The sequence below is a fragment of the Brevibacillus sp. NRS-1366 genome, assembly GCF_050467985.1.
Map to the genome: position 1 here is coordinate 122,996 of NZ_JBITPN010000023.1, position 15,707 is coordinate 138,702.

At 49.6% G+C, this 15,707-nt stretch carries 16 protein-coding genes; 2 read left to right on the top strand and 14 right to left on the bottom strand.

What is annotated here, in order from left to right:
- Positions 1-34: 34 nt before the first annotated feature.
- From leuB to ACIFQN_RS21390, 14 genes are all read right to left on the bottom strand, one after another.
- The gene (gene leuB, locus ACIFQN_RS21325) at positions 35-1,129 is read right to left on the bottom strand and encodes a 3-isopropylmalate dehydrogenase (protein ID WP_429835048.1); all 1,095 of its coding nucleotides are present in this window, start codon (positions 1,127-1,129) and stop codon (positions 35-37) included.
- 86 nt (positions 1,130-1,215) lie between these two features.
- On the bottom strand, positions 1,216-2,751 hold the full coding sequence (locus tag ACIFQN_RS21330; RefSeq protein WP_429835049.1) for a 2-isopropylmalate synthase: 1,536 nt from the start codon (positions 2,749-2,751) through the stop codon (positions 1,216-1,218).
- Positions 2,752-2,817: 66 nt separating this feature from the next.
- Positions 2,818-3,840 (bottom strand): ketol-acid reductoisomerase, encoded by a 1,023-nt coding sequence (gene ilvC, locus ACIFQN_RS21335; RefSeq protein ID WP_429835050.1) that lies wholly within the window; start codon positions 3,838-3,840, stop codon positions 2,818-2,820.
- Positions 3,841-3,896: 56 nt separating this feature from the next.
- Positions 3,897-4,403, bottom strand: coding sequence for an acetolactate synthase small subunit (gene ilvN / locus ACIFQN_RS21340; protein ID WP_429835051.1), 507 nt, complete (start codon positions 4,401-4,403; stop codon positions 3,897-3,899).
- Between the two features lies 1 nt (position 4,404).
- Positions 4,405-6,141 carry a biosynthetic-type acetolactate synthase large subunit gene (gene ilvB, locus ACIFQN_RS21345; RefSeq protein WP_429835052.1) on the bottom strand — a complete coding sequence of 579 codons (1,737 nt, stop codon included), beginning with the start codon at positions 6,139-6,141 and terminating at the stop codon, positions 4,405-4,407.
- Positions 6,142-6,744: 603 nt separating this feature from the next.
- The gene (gene sat / locus ACIFQN_RS21350; RefSeq protein ID WP_429835053.1) at positions 6,745-7,896 is read right to left on the bottom strand and encodes a sulfate adenylyltransferase; all 1,152 of its coding nucleotides are present in this window, start codon (positions 7,894-7,896) and stop codon (positions 6,745-6,747) included.
- A gap of 22 nt (positions 7,897-7,918) precedes the next feature.
- Positions 7,919-8,620, bottom strand: coding sequence for a phosphoadenylyl-sulfate reductase (locus ACIFQN_RS21355; protein ID WP_429835054.1), 702 nt, complete (start codon positions 8,618-8,620; stop codon positions 7,919-7,921).
- A 155-nt stretch (positions 8,621-8,775) separates the two neighbouring features.
- Entirely contained in the window at positions 8,776-9,018 is a 243-nt protein-coding gene (locus ACIFQN_RS21360; RefSeq protein ID WP_429835055.1) for a hypothetical protein, read from the bottom strand.
- A gap of 232 nt (positions 9,019-9,250) precedes the next feature.
- On the bottom strand, positions 9,251-9,610 hold the full coding sequence (rplT, locus tag ACIFQN_RS21365) for a 50S ribosomal protein L20 (RefSeq protein WP_429835056.1): 360 nt from the start codon (positions 9,608-9,610) through the stop codon (positions 9,251-9,253).
- A gap of 193 nt (positions 9,611-9,803) precedes the next feature.
- A complete protein-coding gene (gene rpmI, locus ACIFQN_RS21370) occupies positions 9,804-10,001 on the bottom strand; it encodes a 50S ribosomal protein L35 (RefSeq protein ID WP_012685334.1) in 198 nt (65 codons plus the stop codon).
- Between the two features lie 22 nt (positions 10,002-10,023).
- The gene (infC, locus tag ACIFQN_RS21375) at positions 10,024-10,530 is read right to left on the bottom strand and encodes a translation initiation factor IF-3 (protein WP_141260979.1); all 507 of its coding nucleotides are present in this window, start codon (positions 10,528-10,530) and stop codon (positions 10,024-10,026) included.
- A gap of 262 nt (positions 10,531-10,792) precedes the next feature.
- Positions 10,793-11,812 carry a GTP 3',8-cyclase MoaA gene (gene moaA, locus ACIFQN_RS21380; protein ID WP_429835057.1) on the bottom strand — a complete coding sequence of 340 codons (1,020 nt, stop codon included), beginning with the start codon at positions 11,810-11,812 and terminating at the stop codon, positions 10,793-10,795.
- A 37-nt stretch (positions 11,813-11,849) separates the two neighbouring features.
- Entirely contained in the window at positions 11,850-13,772 is a 1,923-nt protein-coding gene (locus tag ACIFQN_RS21385; protein WP_429835058.1) for a molybdopterin biosynthesis protein, read from the bottom strand.
- Positions 13,773-13,821: 49 nt separating this feature from the next.
- The gene (locus ACIFQN_RS21390) at positions 13,822-15,054 is read right to left on the bottom strand and encodes a molybdopterin molybdotransferase MoeA (RefSeq protein ID WP_429835060.1); all 1,233 of its coding nucleotides are present in this window, start codon (positions 15,052-15,054) and stop codon (positions 13,822-13,824) included.
- A gap of 67 nt (positions 15,055-15,121) precedes the next feature.
- On the opposite strand from ACIFQN_RS21390, the gene ACIFQN_RS21395 reads away from it, so the two are divergent.
- Positions 15,122-15,397: a ubiquitin-like small modifier protein 1 gene (locus ACIFQN_RS21395; RefSeq protein ID WP_429835061.1), complete on the top strand. Its 276-nt coding sequence runs from the start codon at positions 15,122-15,124 to the stop codon at positions 15,395-15,397.
- 1 nt (position 15,398) lies between these two features.
- Positions 15,399-15,671: a hypothetical protein gene (locus tag ACIFQN_RS21400; RefSeq protein ID WP_429835062.1), complete on the top strand. Its 273-nt coding sequence runs from the start codon at positions 15,399-15,401 to the stop codon at positions 15,669-15,671.
- Positions 15,672-15,707 lie beyond the last annotated feature (36 nt).

The window sequence follows — 15,707 nt, forward strand, 5'->3', positions numbered from 1 at the left end:
CCATCCCGAAGGAGAGTGGCAGGGTTTTCCTTTGTTATTTCTGTGGGAGAAGCTTAGACAGCTCGTCGCGAACCAGCTGCCCCATTTCCAGCGTACCGATGGCCTTGCTGCGATCTGAAGCGATGTCGCCTGTGCGATGACCTGCTTCCAACACCGACCATACCGCATTCTCTACTGCAGCCGCAGCTTCATCCATCTCCAGGGAGAGACGAAGCATCATGGCTACGGAGAGAATAGTCGCGAGCGGGTTGGCAATGCCTTGACCGGCAATGTCAGGTGCAGAGCCGTGTACCGGTTCGAACAGCCCGAAGCTGCCGGCAGCCAAACTCGCAGAGGACAACATCCCGATCGAGCCCGTCAACATGGCTGCCTGGTCGCTCAAAATATCACCAAACATGTTTTCCGTCACAATGACGTCAAACTGCTTGGGAGCGCGTACCAGTTGCATCGCGCAAGAGTCTACCAGCTGGTGGGACAGCTCCACATCCGGATAGTCTTTTGCTACACGCTCGGCTACCTTGCGCCAGAGACGAGAGCTTTCCAGTACGTTTGCCTTGTCGACAGATACCAGTCGCTTTTGACGCTTGCGTGCAATGTCAAAGCCTACACGGATAATCCGTTCCACTTCCGCTTCGTTGTAAATGCATTGGTCTTCGGCTACTTCTCCATTCGGACCATCGTAACGTTTTTTCTCACCGAAATAAATTCCTCCGGTCAGTTCACGAACGACGATCAGATCCACGCCAGAAACCACTTCCGGCTTCAGCGATGAGGCATCGACCAGAGAGCTGTGCATGGTTGCTGGACGAATGTTAGCAAATAGACCGAGCGCCTTGCGAATTCCGAGGAGACCTGTTTCCGGACGCAAATGTCCAGGATTTTGATCCCACTTCGGTCCGCCAACCGCACCAAGCAGAACAGCATCTGCCTGTTTAGCCAGAGCTACGGTTTCTTCCGGCAACGGTGTTCCATCCGTGTCGATGGCGATCCCACCGATACGGCCTTCTTCACATGTAAAAGTGACACCTTCCCTCTCCCCTACGAGGGTGAGGACTTTAACCGCTTCCTGCATGATTTCCGGCCCAATACCGTCTCCCGGAAGAACGGCGATGCGATAGTTTTTCTTCATCGTTTTATCCCGCTTTTCTTTTCTGTAATGGTTTCCGTTCTCTACTGGTTCCTCTGGTTCCTATCCAGTTGCAGATAACTATGCTTCTAGTTCGCAGCGACTGGTACTGCTTCTCCACGGCGCTCCAAGATCTTGTTGATCGCCCGAACATAAGCGATTGCGCTCGCTTCCAGTACATCCGTGCTCACACCGCGTCCTGTTACAGTCAAATCGCCTTGTTGCAGTCGGACGAATACTTCACCCAATGCATCTTTTCCATGCGTGACGGAAAGGATTTTGTAATCAACCAGGGTAACGTCTTCACCTGTCGCACGGTCAATCGCCTTGTAGATGGAATCTACCGATCCATTCCCGCATGCTGCCTCTTCGCATACCGATCCGTCTGGGCGAGCCAACCGAACGCTAGCTGTCGGCACAGAAATGTTGCCGTACGCGAGCTGGACGGACTCGAGCTGGAATGCTTCAGGACCGCGTACCATCTTGGCATCCACCAATGCAAGAATATCGTCGTCGCTGATTTCCTTTTTCTTGTCGCACAATACTTTGAACGCTGCAAATGCTGCGTTCACCTCTTCTTGTTCGAGGTGATAGCCCAGGTCTACCAGCTTATCCTTGAACGCATGACGTCCAGAGTGCTTGCCAAGGACCAGTTTGTTTGACTTGAAGCCAACGGACTCGGGACGAATGATCTCATACGTCGTTACTTCCTTCAGCACGCCATCCTGGTGAATACCGGATTCATGCGCAAAGGCGTTGGCCCCGACGACTGCTTTATTCCCTGGAACGATCATACCTGTCAAACGACTCACCAATTGGCTGGTACGAGCGATTTCCTTAAGATTCAGCTTGGTAGTTGCCTGATAGTAGTCTTTGCGCGTTTCGAGTGCCAGCGCCACTTCTTCCAGGGCAGCATTACCAGCACGTTCTCCGATCCCGTTGATCGTGCCCTCTACCTGTGTTGCCCCGCCTTCAACCGCAGCAAGACTGTTTGCTACAGCCATACCGAGGTCGTCATGGCAGTGACAGCTCAGGCGAATATTTTCTGTCGCAGGCACACGCTGCTTCAGTTCTCGGAAAATATTACCATACTGATACGGAGTCATGTAGCCAACTGTATCTGGAATATTAACCGTTGTAGCACCTGCCTTGATGACAGCCTCTACTACCTCAGCTAAAAAGTCGATTTCAGTGCGTGCTGCGTCCTCGGCAGAGAATTGCACTTCCGTAAAGTACTTTTTCGCATACGTGACTGCTTCCACTGCACGAGCAAGGACTTGTTCCTTGCTCATGTTCAACTTGAACTGGCGGTGGATCGGTGAGGTTGCAAGAAAGACGTGGAGGGATGCGTTTTGCGCGTTGCGTAGCGCTTCGTATGCCTTATCCATGTCGTCTTTGACGGCACGTGCCAGGCTGACGATGGTGGAATTCTTCACCCGCTTCGCCACTTCGGCCACAGACTTTTGGTCACCTGGGGAAGCCGCTGCGAAGCCGGCCTCAATTCTGTTTACACCCAGCTTTTCGAGTTGAAGGGCGATCTCCACCTTTTCGTTCGTGCTGATGTTGACGCCCGGAGACTGCTCCCCATCACGTAGTGTCGTATCAAAAATCTCAATGGTCCGCATGAACTTTTCACCTCCACATTTTTTCCTACATTATATATGTCATATATGCCAAAAGAGTCGCGTTACTTATTGACCGATTTTCGCTTCTTCTTTTTTCGTTTCTTTGTTCAACCAAGACATCATGCCACGCAGCTGCTCCCCTACTACTTCGATGCCATGCTCGGATTCCAGGCGGCGACGGGAAGTGAAGCCAGGACGGTTAGCTTGGTTTTCCAAGATCCAGTTGCGAGCGAACGTACCATCTTGAATTTCAGTCAGAACCTTTTTCATTTCTTTACGAGTTTCGTCAGTGATGATGCGACGACCGATGCTGTAGTCACCGTATTCAGCTGTGTCAGAGATGGAATAACGCATACGAGCGAGTCCACCCTCATACATCAGGTCAACGATCAGCTTCAGCTCATGCAAGCACTCGAAGTACGCCATTTCAGGAGCATATCCTGCTTCTACCAATGTGTCGAAACCAGCTTTCACCAGCTCACTTGCGCCACCACACAATACTGCTTGCTCACCGAACAGGTCTGTTTCCGTTTCTTCACGGAAGCTCGTTTCGATTACACCAGCACGTGTACAACCAATACCGCTTGCGTATGCGAGAGCGATGTCTTTCGCATTTCCAGTCACGTCTTGGTGGATTGCAATCAGGCCAGGAACACCAAAGCCTTCTTGGTATACACGGCGAACCAGGTGACCTGGGCTTTTTGGAGCTGCCAGGATAACATCTACGTCAGCTGGTGGTACGATTTGCGCAAAGTGAACGTTGAAACCATGGGAGAAGCACAGAGTAGAACCAGATTTCAGGTTTGGAGCGATTTCTTCACGGTATACATCTGCTTGACGCTCGTCTGGCAACAAGATTTGGATGAGATCTGCACGTTTTGCAGCTTCTGCTACAGCCAGTACTTCGAAACCATCTTTTACTGCTACATCCCAAGATTTACCTGGGCGCAGACCCACTACTACTTTATAACCGCTCTCGCGCAGGTTTTGTGCTTGCGCATGACCTTGGCTACCGTAGCCGATGATTGCGATTGTTTTACCACGCAGTGCCTCTTGTTTTACGTCTGCTTCATAGTACATTTTTACCATTTGTATAGCCTCCCTAAAAAAATGTTAGTTTGAATTTTTATTCTGAATTTTGCAATTTAAACCGTTGCTGCAGCTGTTGCTGGAACAATACTACGCGCCATCGCTACAGAGCCTGTTCTCGTCAGCTCGAGAACGCCGTAGCTTTGCAAAAGAACAAGAAGCGCATCAATCTTTTCAGTATCTCCCGTTACTTGTACGATCAGTGAGCTAGGCCCAACATCGACAATCGCGGCGCGGAACGGCTCAACAATCCCGTTTAACTCTGCCAGCTGACTAGGGGATGCACTGACCTTGATCAGTGCAAGCTCTCTGGAGACATAAGGATTTTCGCTCAGGTTGATGACCGAGATCACATCAATTAGTTTGTACAGCTGCTTCATTAATTGATGGATTTGCTGGTCATCTCCCCCGGTGCTAATAATCATCCGGGAAAGCCCTTTTTCTTCCGAGCCACCTACTGTAATGCTGTCGATGTTAAAGCCGCGTTGACCAAACAGTGTAGCTACTCTGGTCAAAACACCGGGTTGATCGTTGACGAGTACGGAAATGGTATGCTGCTGCATCCTATTCGTCCCCCAATTCCATCTGGTCTAATGTGTTGCCTGAGGCCACCATCGGATACACGTTTTCTTCCTGTGCAACACGGAAATCAACGACGACTGGACCATCATGCTGGAGCGCCTCAGCCCAAACTGCTTCTGCTTCTTGTGGAGTGCTTGCACGCAGGCCCATCACCCCGTAAGCTTCGGCCAGCTTGACAAAATCCGGGCTGCAGGTAAGGTCGATCTGGCTGTAACGGTTATCGTAGAACAGCTCCTGCCATTGACGAACCATACCCAAGCACTGATTGTTGACAATCGCTACTTTGACCGGAATGTTGTACTGGGAGACAATCGCCAGCTCCTGATTGGTCATCTGGAAACCCCCGTCCCCTACCACAGCAATGACTGTGCGATCTGGATGAGCGATTTGCGCACCGATCGCGGCCGGGAAACCAAAGCCCATTGTACCGAGACCACCAGAGGAGATAAACGAGCGAGAGTGCTTGAACTTGTAGTATTGAGCTGTCCACATCTGGTGTTGTCCCACGTCTGTGGTGACGATCGCTTCCCCATCTGTGGAGCGGTACAAGAGCTCGATGACCGCTTGTGGCTTCAATACATCTCCATCGGTGTTGTACTTGTACGGATGCTGTGCTTGCCATTCCTTCAACTGGTTGATCCATGCTTCTGAATCGCATTTACCAATCAGTGGAAGTGCTTTTACCAGTGTGCTTTTCACATCGCCTGCTACCGTTACTGCCGTCGAGACGTTTTTCCCCAGCTCTGCAGGATCGATGTCCACGTGAACGATGCGGGCTTTTGGAGCAAATTCCTTCGTGCGCCCCATTGTGATTCGGTCGTCAAAGCGAGCTCCAAGACCAATTACGCAGTCTGCATTGAGCAACGCCTGATTGGCCGTGTAGTTGCCGTGCATTCCCGGCATTGCCAGCGACAACTCGTGCGTCCCTGGGAACCCGCCCAATCCCATGAAGGTATTGATAACCGGAATTCGGGCTTTTTCAGCAAAGGCGAGCAATTCCTTGTCGGCGCTTGCTGCAATGATTCCGCCTCCAGCCAGGATAACTGGTCGTTTTGCTTCCTCAATCGCTTGGACAAACGTTTGCACTTCTTCGTCACTTGGAACAAGCGAGTCACGGTACCCGCGAATCTCGACTTTGTCCGGATAGGTAAACGGTGCCGATGCATTGGCGACATCCTTTGGAATGTCGATCAATACTGGACCAGGACGGCCAGTTGTTGCAATGTGGAACGCTTCTTTTACGATCCGCGGCAGATCGCGGATATCGCGGACGAAGTAGCTGTGCTTGGTAATCGGGATGGTGATCCCTGTGATGTTCGCCTCTTGGAACGCATCTGTACCGATAAGGGACTGAGCTACGTTACCGGTGATACATACCAGTGGAACCGAGTCCATCTGGGCCGTAGCGATTCCTGTTACCAAGTTGGTTGCTCCAGGGCCAGAAGTGGCGATACAAACACCAGGCTTGCCTGTTGCACGGGCGTAACCGTCAGCTGCGTGAATCGCCCCCTGCTCGTGACGGGTCAAAATGTGCTTGAAGTAGCTCCCGTACAGCGAGTCGTAAATGGGGAGTACTGCCCCACCCGGATAGCCGAAGATGTATTCGACCTGCTCCAGAATTAGACAGCGGAGCAATGTTTCAGCTCCTGTCACTTCTTCACCGAACTGAATCGGTGGAATGCCGTTCTTTTTCTGCAATTCGGCCATTTCAACACTCATTTCTTCTCCTCCTCCCACTTCTTAGGCAGGTATTGAAAATAACTATAGACACATAGAAAAACCCTTTCGCCCCGACACGGTTCTTTTTCCATGTCTTTTGGGGCGAAAGGGTTCGCGGTACCACCCAACTTTATCGGTGCCTCACGGTCAGCCGATCTCAGCCAGTCACAACAAATGTGGACTGTAACACGCTAACGGGTGTTAATCGGTTTGGCCTACTGCCTACGCGGTGTAGATTTCAGCAAAACGGCTCGGAGGTGAGCAATGCATCGTACCCTATACCCGTTTCTCAGCAATCAGGGCTCTCTGTAAAAGGGATAACGTGCACCATCCTCGTCATGGCCTACTATTATAACAATATTTTCAATATTGTTGTTGTCAGAAAATAAAGTGTTACGTTTGATTATAGCTAGGCACCTAGGGGGTGTCAACGAAAACAAAAAGATTTTTCTAGACTTTCGTCCGAACGAATGCTCACTTGAAAACGGCCTTACAGCGCGGATCTTGGTTGAAAGCGGATACATAATACCGCTTACTAGTCCTCTATTTTAGACGCAAAAAGGAACGGCTATGCCGCTCCTTTTTCGATTTCCTCCCATTTTTCTACTCCTTGTTTTGCAATCCCTCGATCAAAATATTGGCCACTTCCGGTCTGGTGAATTCAGGGGGTGGCGTCTTCTTGTTTCGTAACATTTCTCTTACTTTGGTTCCAGAAAGGGTCATATGATAACCAGCTTCATGTGGACATGTTTTGGTCGTAGCCATTCCTTGACATGCCGTGCAATAAAAGCTGTGTTCAAAAAAGAGCAGTTGAATCCCTAATTCATCTGGAGCAAACTCAAAGAAAATGTGCTGGGCGTCGTAAGTACCGTAATAATCTCCGACACCCGCATGATCGCGCCCAACAATAAAATGTGTGCAGCCGTAATTTTTACGTACCAAGGCATGAAATACGGCCTCTCTCGGCCCCGCGTACCGCATAGCGGCAGGAAAGGCGGCCAGCAGAACCCGCTTCATCGGATAGTAGTTTTCGAGGAGCGTCAAATAGCTTTTCATTCGAACTTCTGCCGGTACATCGTCCGCCTTGGTTTCACCCATCAGCGGATTGAGAAAAAGCCCATCTACGATCTCTAGCGCCGATTTTTGAATATACTCATGGGCTCGGTGTACCGGATTGCGGGTTTGAAAGCCAACGACCGTCTTCCAGCCGTTTTTGCGAAATACTTCTCTCGTTTGGTGAGGGGTCAAATAATAGTCGGAGAACCTTTCTGGTCGAGGTCTTTGCAGTACCTCAACAGGACCGCCCAAATACAATTCAGGCTTATCAAAAAGCTTCTTCACACCTGGATGTACATTATCATCCGTGCGGAACACTTGTATGGCTTCGCGACCTTTATCCGGTCGAAAACGGCTCTCCACTTGAAGAATGGCATAATCCTCGCCATTTTCCCCGCGAAGCAGGATCCGGTCACCAATCTGAATGTTGTCATGCTCCCTCGCATCCACTGCCAAGGTCACGGGCAGGGGCCAAATCGTGCCGTCTCCAAGTCTCATTGTTTCTACAACCGAATGATAATCGGCTTCACACAAAAAGCCTGTCAACGGAGAAAAAGCGCCCATAGCCAGACAATCAATATCCGACAGCGTCCACTTGTCAACGGTAATCGCCTTCTTGAGCCCCTTTAGGCGACTTTTGTCTTGCCTGTCTGTCATCAGATTGATGAGCGAACCACCGTGTGGTAGGATCGTTTGCATCACGCGTTCCCTCCTCTACCGCTCATTTGTGCAGACCGCATTCTGTCTTTTCAAAGCCCGCCCAACGTCCTGCCCGAGGGTCTTGACCCGGTGTGACTGGCCTTGTGCATACACTGCAGCCAATGCTGGGATAATTGTTGTCATGCAATGGATTGTAGGGGACATCGTGCGCATGTATATATTCCCACACCTGACCATCTGTCCAATCCGCTAGTGGATTAAACTTGACCAGATTGAATTTTTCATCCCATTCCACTTTTTTCGCGTCAGCACGGGTAGGAGACTGTTCACGACGAATCCCTGTAATCCATGCCTGATAGTTAGAAAGAACCCGTTGCAGCGGCTCTACCTTACGGATATGGCAACAGAGATTGGGCTGCGTTTCCCACAATTTATCTCCGTGCATCTTTGCCTGTTCAGTCAAAGACATCTGAGGCAAAACCTGAATAAACCTTGTTCCGTAGCGTTCCTGAAGCTTGTCGCGCGTGGCATATGTTTCTCTGAAATGCTTGTTGGTATCAAGGTAAAAAACAGGAATGGTAGGTGCTAACTTATGCAGCATGTCGATCAGCACCACATCCTCTACCCCAAAACTGGACGCGAGAACAAGACCTGCCGCGTAGTTCTCCACCGCCTTTACCAGCACTTCCTGCGGTGATTTGGATTCTAGACGATACGCCCATACCTGTAATTCCTCGTCCGCCATCACGTGGCGATTACTCATCAGCGAAACTCCTTTCTTGCTAGGATTCATCCATCATCATATGTGGGTTTGCTGGAAGTGGCGATTCGTCCAGCCCACAAAACTTGCCACCCATGCATGCCAAACAAAAGAAAAGCCATCAGACAGATTGCCTGATAGCTTTTACGGTAACCTTTTTATTTGTCTTTTTGATTTGGGCTTTCTGCTGGAAATAAGAAGGCTGCGCCAGTAGGAGATTTTACATCTGCTCCCGTCGTTGCTGCCTGGCCTACCAACTGAGTCTGAGCCTGACCAGGAGTAAAGAATTTAGGTGGTGTGGAACCTGCTTCTTCTTTGTCTTTTGCAAAAGCCCCTGGAGCGAGCAACGCTGCACAAGCGATTGCCGAAACACCCATCATCATCCACTTTTGTTTTTTCATATCTGTTATCTCTCCCTATCCAATGTTTTCCTTTGACGCTTTTTATTGTATTGCATCAAGCAGTCTGATCGACACGGACGGGGGATTGTTTTTTTCTCCAACTTGAGGCGGAGTTTGAAATCCCACTACAATCCCTTGTCACATCCAATCCGCCCATACAACGAGGGGCCTTATTTTGGCAACAAAAAAAGCCGACCATTCTCAAGGAGAAGATCGGCTTTATGTTCGGTAATTACGCGTTCAGTTTGCCTTTAGCAACAGTTGCCAATTCGTTGAACGCAGTTTTGTCGTTAACAGCCAGGTCAGCCAGCATTTTGCGGTTTACTTCGATGCCAGCTACTTTCAGGCCGTGCATAAGACGGCTGTAGGACAGACCGTTCATGCGAGCTTGTGCGTTGATACGAGTGATCCACAGTTTGCGGAAATCACGTTTCTTTTGACGACGGTCACGGTAAGCATACATCAGGGATTTCATTACCTGAGCATTAGCGGATTTAAACAGGCGATGTTTGGAACCGAAGTAACCTTTCGCCAGCTTCAGGATTTTCTTATGACGACGGCGTGTAACAATGCCACCTTTTACTCTTGGCATACTAAACTCCTCCTGGTCTTTCCAGCATGGCGGCCTACTGCTAGGCGCTTAGGGAGCTCATGCTGTGTGATGGTGTGTAATACAAAACGGTCATGACCGTTTTCCCCTCTCATCAGGGGACAAAAGTGTTGACCGCTTCACGGTCAGATCTACCTTTCATGAAAAACGTCGAGACGTTTTTCACGGATCAAACTTACAGGTATGTGAGCATTTGCTCAATACGTTTTTGATCGCCTTTGGATACGAGTGCAGCTTTGCGCAGGTGGCGCTTTGCTTTAGTCGATTTGTTGGCAAACAAGTGGCTACCAAATGCGCGGTCGCGCTTCAATTGGCCGCTTCCGGTTTTCTTGAAACGTTTCGCAGCAGCCTTGTTGGTTTTCATTTTAGGCATCTGAAAAATCCTCCTGTCTTAACTACTTACTTTCCGCTTTCGGAGCCAGAATCATGATCATGCTGCGGCCCTCGATCTTCGGTTTGCGCTCAGGCGCAGCGAGATCTTCACACTGGGCAGCTACACGTTCCATAACTGCAAGTCCGATTTCGGAGTGGGTGATTTCACGTCCACGGAAACGGATCGAACACTTCACCTTGTGATGATCCTCCAAGAACTTTCGGACGTTGCGAAGCTTTGTTTGAAAATCGTGTTCCTCGATGTTGGAAGAAAAACGCACTTCTTTCAGCTCGATGATCTTTTGGTTCTTACGTGCTTCCTTTTCCTTCTTAGCCTGCTCGTACTTGAACTTTCCGTAGTCCATAATACGGCATACAGGCGGCTTGGCTGTAGGAGCAACGTTCACCAGATCCAATTCGGCTTCTTGGGCGATGCGTAGTGCTTCTCTAAAGGGCACAACTCCCAATTGGCTCCCGTCAGCGCCGATTAATCGGACTTCACGGGCACGGATCGCTTCGTTAATTAACATTTGATCCTTGCTAATACTTGCCACCCCCGTCAATTTCGAGAAGGAACAAAAATATGCGAACGCATATCGCGCTCGCACATATCTCACCTAAGCAAATTCATCAGATCCAAAGATCTTTGCGTAAGAGTTACCTGTCAACAATCGATTAAGACGTCGACCCAGGTGAGAAGCTGTGCGCCTCTGCTTGTTCTCGAAGTATGAAGTGTTTATACACGCCCTTTATGATACAGGGCTGAATCCACTTTGTCAAGGCTTATTCCCATTATCCACCGATATGAGACATTTCCACCTTTGAACGAGTGGTAAGACCCGGCGTTTCCTTGAGACGTTCTTCCGAGTAGCGATCATCACGATGCTCCCAAATGGATCGAATCTGCTCTTTTATTTCCTCATCACCTCGCCCGCTTCGCAGTGGCTCACGCAAATCCTCTCCTGCAGAAGCGAACAAACAGTTGTACATTTTCCCTTCAGCCGATAGCCTCGCACGTGTACAGGTAGAACAGAACGCTTGGGTTACCGATGAGATCAGGCCGATTTCCTGATCCGAGCCCACGTAGCGGTAGCGTGAGGCGACTTCCCCAAAGTAATTGGGATCGATGGCTTCAAGCGGCATTTCCTCGTGAATCATGCGCACGATCTCGCTGGACGGCACCACTTGATCCAGCTTCCAGCCGTTGCTGTTTCCCACATCCATGAATTCGATAAAACGCAAAGTATGCTTCTTCTCCCGGAAATAGCGGGCCATTGGCAATATATCCTGATCGTTGACACCGCGCTGAACGACCATATTCATTTTCACCGAAAGTCCAGCCTCGGCTGCCGCTTCCACTCCTCGCAGCACATCATCCACCTGATATCCTCTGCCATTGAGCAGGCCAAATCGCTCATTGTCCAGACTATCCAAGCTTACAGTGACCCGATCCAGTCCTGCTGCTTTCAATGCCGGAGCATGGCGTGCAAGTAGAGAACCATTGGTGGTCATGGCAATATCTTGGACACCTTCAACCTGCCGAATCATTTTAATCAACTCAGGCAAATTTTTTCGCATCAATGGCTCTCCGCCGGTAATGCGAATTTTGCCAACGCCAAGGGAAGTAAAAATACGTGTCAAGCGTGTAATTTCTTCAAAAGACAGCAGCTTATGCTGCGGTAAAAATTCGAAATCCGGACCAAAAATCTCGGCAGGCATGCAATAACGGCATCGAAAATTGCATTTGTCAGTCACGGAAATGCGCAAATCCCGTAAAGGCCGTTTTCGTAAATCAAGCACTTGCTCTTGCATCGTGGTGTCCCCCCTTCTATCCATATCCTGTCATCTCTCAATACTCACGTAAGCCAAACGATGCATAGAGAATCTTGCCTGAATCTCGGCAGCTGTAGCCACCCAGCGCTTCCACTTCTTCCAAAAACTCGTGGGAGCGGATGCAAGCGAGAAGCTCCTGGCCCTGACTGCTTCGGTAAAAAGAACCGCTCATCAGCAAATCGTACCTTTCCTCGGAAACGGGAATAAAGTCAAGATCCATCGCTTGCGCAGCTGAGTAAATGCCTAATCCTACATCTGCCGTGCCACCTGCCACAGCCGCAGCTACACTTAGATGAGATACCGCTTCACGCGAATAACCGTAAATGCACTCCCGGTCTATCTCGCTTGCTGCCAGCAAGTAATCAAATAACAGCCTTGTGCCTGCTCCTCGCTGTCGATTTATATACGTAATACCTGGTTTGACCAAATCGTGAACAGACGTGATCCCAAGCGGATTGCCCTTTTTCACGAACCAGCCTTGCTGGCGGTAAACCAACTGAACCAAGATAACTTCTTTGTCGCGAAGATATTTTTCAATAAAGGGCTGATTGTACGTCCCTGTTTGTTCATCAAACAAATGGATTCCTGCTGCATGCGCCTCTCCTTTTTGAATGGCCAAAATGCCGCTCATGCTCCCTACATGCGACGAAACAAGAAAACGTTCGGGATTTGCCTTGCGGATCAAGGAATGAAGCACATCCATGGCCAGATCATGGCTGCCGGTTGCTACTATCGTATTTTGAATTTGCTCAAGTGGACGGTATAACTCGATCTCTACTTCTTCCCCTTGTTCGTATCCCAAATCTCCTGGGGGAATGCGCAAGAGTCCATCCGCACGCACCATCGACATGGTCACCCCAGCCGAGCGTGTCAAGGGATTGGCGATGTACTGCCCGTCAATGGAACCAATCGTCACACGGATAAAATCTTCTGCCCCCATAACGGAAACAATTCGCCGACCAACGATCGCTTTGACACGTTGCCTCACAGGCTCTAGCAACCCGTAGTAATGATACACCAGCGAACGTGCAAACCACTCCATATTCAGATAAGCAGAAACAGGATAGCCAGGCAAGCCAATGACTGGCTTTTCATCTACAACACCTACAACTACGGGCTTTCCAGGCCGGGTCGCTACGCCATGCGTCAATACTTCGCCCAGCTCCTCTACGACATGAACCGTAAAATCTTCTCGTCCCGCAGATGATCCTGCATTTAAGAGTACCATATCTGCGTCCTCTAGGGCGGCTTTTACTGCATTTCGAATCATCGCATAATCATCTTTCACGATGCCATGGTAAATGGGCTCGGCACCCCATTCCTGCAAATACGCCGCAAAGACGGTTCCGTTGAATTCAATGATCTGACCTGGGGCAACCTGCGTAGACGGCTCAATCAGCTCGGTTCCTGTAGGAATAATGGCTACACGAGGCTTCCTCAGTACAGGGACAGTTACATTCCCACCGGCCAAAAGCGCTCCCAGATCAACCGGCCTAAGCTTGTGTCGGTCCGGAACGATCATCTCGCCGACGACGACATCCTCCCCGATGGGCCGAATATGCTGCCAAGGTGCCACAGCCTCAAGAATTTCAATCGTCTCCTTGTCGACCTGATGAATATGTTCAATCATAATGACCGCATCATAGCCTTCAGGGATTGGATCACCCGTGTCGACTTCTACGTAATCTACGCTATATTTGAGCCGTACGGGATTCTGCTCACACGCTCCGTACGTTTTTTCTGCACGCACAGCGACTCCATCCATGGCAGAGGCATGAAAATTAGGCATGGATACTTTGGCATAGACGGACCCGGCAGTCACTCGCCCCAGAGCCTCTCTGGTCGGGATCACTTCTACACTGGGCGTAAAGGAGATGCGACCTGCTATTCTCTCCTGTGCTTCTTTTAGCGGCGTATCTTCTAGATAGATTTTGCGCATCTTACTCCTCCTGGCATTTCATCTCTCGTTAATTCTATTTCAAAATCCATCATTGAAACAGTTGAACCGATACCATTTCACCTTCCAAAATCCCTTCTTTGTTCGCCTCTATTTCCACCATGCCATCACTTCGGACCAAGGTAGAGATCAATCCAGACTTGCCGAAAACAGGTACCGCCCATAATCCGTCTGCTCTCTCCTCAAGCTTGACGCGGATGTAATCCGATCTCCCGACAGCAGAAGGGATATTGCGGGATATACGTGCACCAATTCGCTGGTCAAACTGCGTGAGGGCTTGCCCCTGCAGTTTTTTCAACAAAGGTACGACAAACAAATGAAAAATGATTAATGCGGATGCAGGATGGCCAGGCAAACCCATGACCGGCTTTTCGCCTGCCTTGGCCAGAATAGTCGGCTTTCCTGGCTTGATAGCCACACCGTGGACTAGTACTCCCGGCTTCCCAAGCGACTGCATGACCTGCTCCGTGTAATCGCGAGTCCCAACAGAGCTGCCTCCTGAAAGCAGCAAGAGATCTGCTTGCTGATACAGCTCGTTTGCTTTTGCTGCAAATGTTTCGTAGTCGTCTTTTACAATACCGCCGTAAATAACCTTTGCACCGCATTGGCTGGCTGCCGCTCCAATTGTAATGCTGTTGATATCGCGAACCTCACCGGGAACGAGCTCCTTCTTGTCAGGGGAAACAATCTCGTCACCTGTAGACAAAATCGCGACAACCGGACGTGGATATACGCGCACATTCGTTATTCCAACAGCGGCGAGAACCCCGAGATCTTGCGGGCGAAGACGCTGACCAGCTGCCATGATCAACTCTCCCTTTTTCACATCGTCACCAGCACGGATGATGTTTTCTCCCGGGGCGACCTGCCGATATACATTGAGCAAATCATCTACTTCCTCTACGTGCTCGATCATCACGATACTATCTGCGCCATCCGGGAGCATACCCCCTGTAGGAATCGCTTGTGCCTGTCCTTCTTTGAGGAATTGGTCGGCTTTTTTCCCCATTTCAATTTTGCCGGTGATGGTAAGAAATCCTGGCAATGAATCGGATGCCCCGTACGTGTCCCTGGCTCTCACCGCAAATCCATCTACGGTAGATCGGTCGAAATGGGGAACTTGTTCGCCAGCTACGATATTTTCCGATAGAACCATATCTAATGCTTCTATTAACGAAACCTCTACAGGCTTTGCAATCGGATTGAATTGACTCGCAATCACATCCAACGTTTCCGCTACGGTTTTCACATTGAAGAATTTCATGATTGCCTCCATGTTTCTTACTTGTCAAAATCTATTATAATAAAAAGAAAAAGGGGAATACTCAAAAATGATCGTGAAGGTATTCGCTAACTTTCGTGAAATATGCCAGGCAAAATCGGTAGAAGTACCGATGGATAATGGCAATCGGGTCATCGACATTATGGAGACATTGATCCAAATGTATCCTGCTTTAGAAGAGGAGGTCTTTACACCGGAGCGAACATTCAAACCGTTTGTGCATGTATTTATCAACGGACGCAACATCATTCATGCGGATGGACTGCAGACCCGCGTATTGGAAAGTGATCAGTTTGCGCTGTTCCCGCCGGTGGCAGGAGGGTAGAATGTTTGAAAAAACCTTGGAGATTAGAGGCATCCCTGTCACTCATTTAGTCTCGTACCTAGTGGAATGCGGGGGAATTGTCCAATCAGAAAATGGGCCGATCATCGTGGTAGGTGAAGGCTGGCAAGCAGAAATGTTGCGGGAGGAAACGGTTACGATTACATCCCGTTTTCTCGTAAACGCCGTGTTTATCCACTTCAGGTCAGATGATGAAGAACGTTTCTCCCGCCTCATGAAGCAATTTCGCATGAAGGTACTGAGAGTCGGCGGATGATTAATGGTAGTGGAAGAAAAGAAGGTGGAAACAGGT

What these genes read in the sequence shown, in the direction of transcription:
- rpmI (WP_012685334.1), bottom strand. Translation starts at nt 10,001, where the DNA reads ATGCCTAAAATGAAAACCAACAAGGCTGCTGCGAAACGTTTCAAGAAA.
- ilvN (WP_429835051.1), bottom strand. Translation starts at nt 4,403, where the DNA reads ATGCAGCAGCATACCATTTCCGTACTCGTCAACGATCAACCCGGTGTT.
- ACIFQN_RS21360 (WP_429835055.1), bottom strand. Translation starts at nt 9,018, where the DNA reads ATGAAAAAACAAAAGTGGATGATGATGGGTGTTTCGGCAATCGCTTGT.
- infC (WP_141260979.1), bottom strand. Translation starts at nt 10,530, where the DNA reads ATGTTAATTAACGAAGCGATCCGTGCCCGTGAAGTCCGATTAATCGGC.
- ilvB (WP_429835052.1), bottom strand. Translation starts at nt 6,141, where the DNA reads ATGAGTGTTGAAATGGCCGAATTGCAGAAAAAGAACGGCATTCCACCG.
- ACIFQN_RS21400 (WP_429835062.1), top strand. Translation starts at nt 15,399, where the DNA reads ATGTTTGAAAAAACCTTGGAGATTAGAGGCATCCCTGTCACTCATTTA.
- ilvC (WP_429835050.1), bottom strand. Translation starts at nt 3,840, where the DNA reads ATGGTAAAAATGTACTATGAAGCAGACGTAAAACAAGAGGCACTGCGT.
- rplT (WP_429835056.1), bottom strand. Translation starts at nt 9,610, where the DNA reads ATGCCAAGAGTAAAAGGTGGCATTGTTACACGCCGTCGTCATAAGAAA.
- sat (WP_429835053.1), bottom strand. Translation starts at nt 7,896, where the DNA reads ATGCAAACGATCCTACCACACGGTGGTTCGCTCATCAATCTGATGACA.
- leuB (WP_429835048.1), bottom strand. Translation starts at nt 1,129, where the DNA reads ATGAAGAAAAACTATCGCATCGCCGTTCTTCCGGGAGACGGTATTGGG.
- ACIFQN_RS21355 (WP_429835054.1), bottom strand. Translation starts at nt 8,620, where the DNA reads ATGAGTAATCGCCACGTGATGGCGGACGAGGAATTACAGGTATGGGCG.
- ACIFQN_RS21395 (WP_429835061.1), top strand. Translation starts at nt 15,122, where the DNA reads ATGATCGTGAAGGTATTCGCTAACTTTCGTGAAATATGCCAGGCAAAA.
- ACIFQN_RS21390 (WP_429835060.1), bottom strand. Translation starts at nt 15,054, where the DNA reads ATGAAATTCTTCAATGTGAAAACCGTAGCGGAAACGTTGGATGTGATT.
- moaA (WP_429835057.1), bottom strand. Translation starts at nt 11,812, where the DNA reads ATGCAAGAGCAAGTGCTTGATTTACGAAAACGGCCTTTACGGGATTTG.
- ACIFQN_RS21385 (WP_429835058.1), bottom strand. Translation starts at nt 13,772, where the DNA reads ATGCGCAAAATCTATCTAGAAGATACGCCGCTAAAAGAAGCACAGGAG.
- ACIFQN_RS21330 (WP_429835049.1), bottom strand. Translation starts at nt 2,751, where the DNA reads ATGCGGACCATTGAGATTTTTGATACGACACTACGTGATGGGGAGCAG.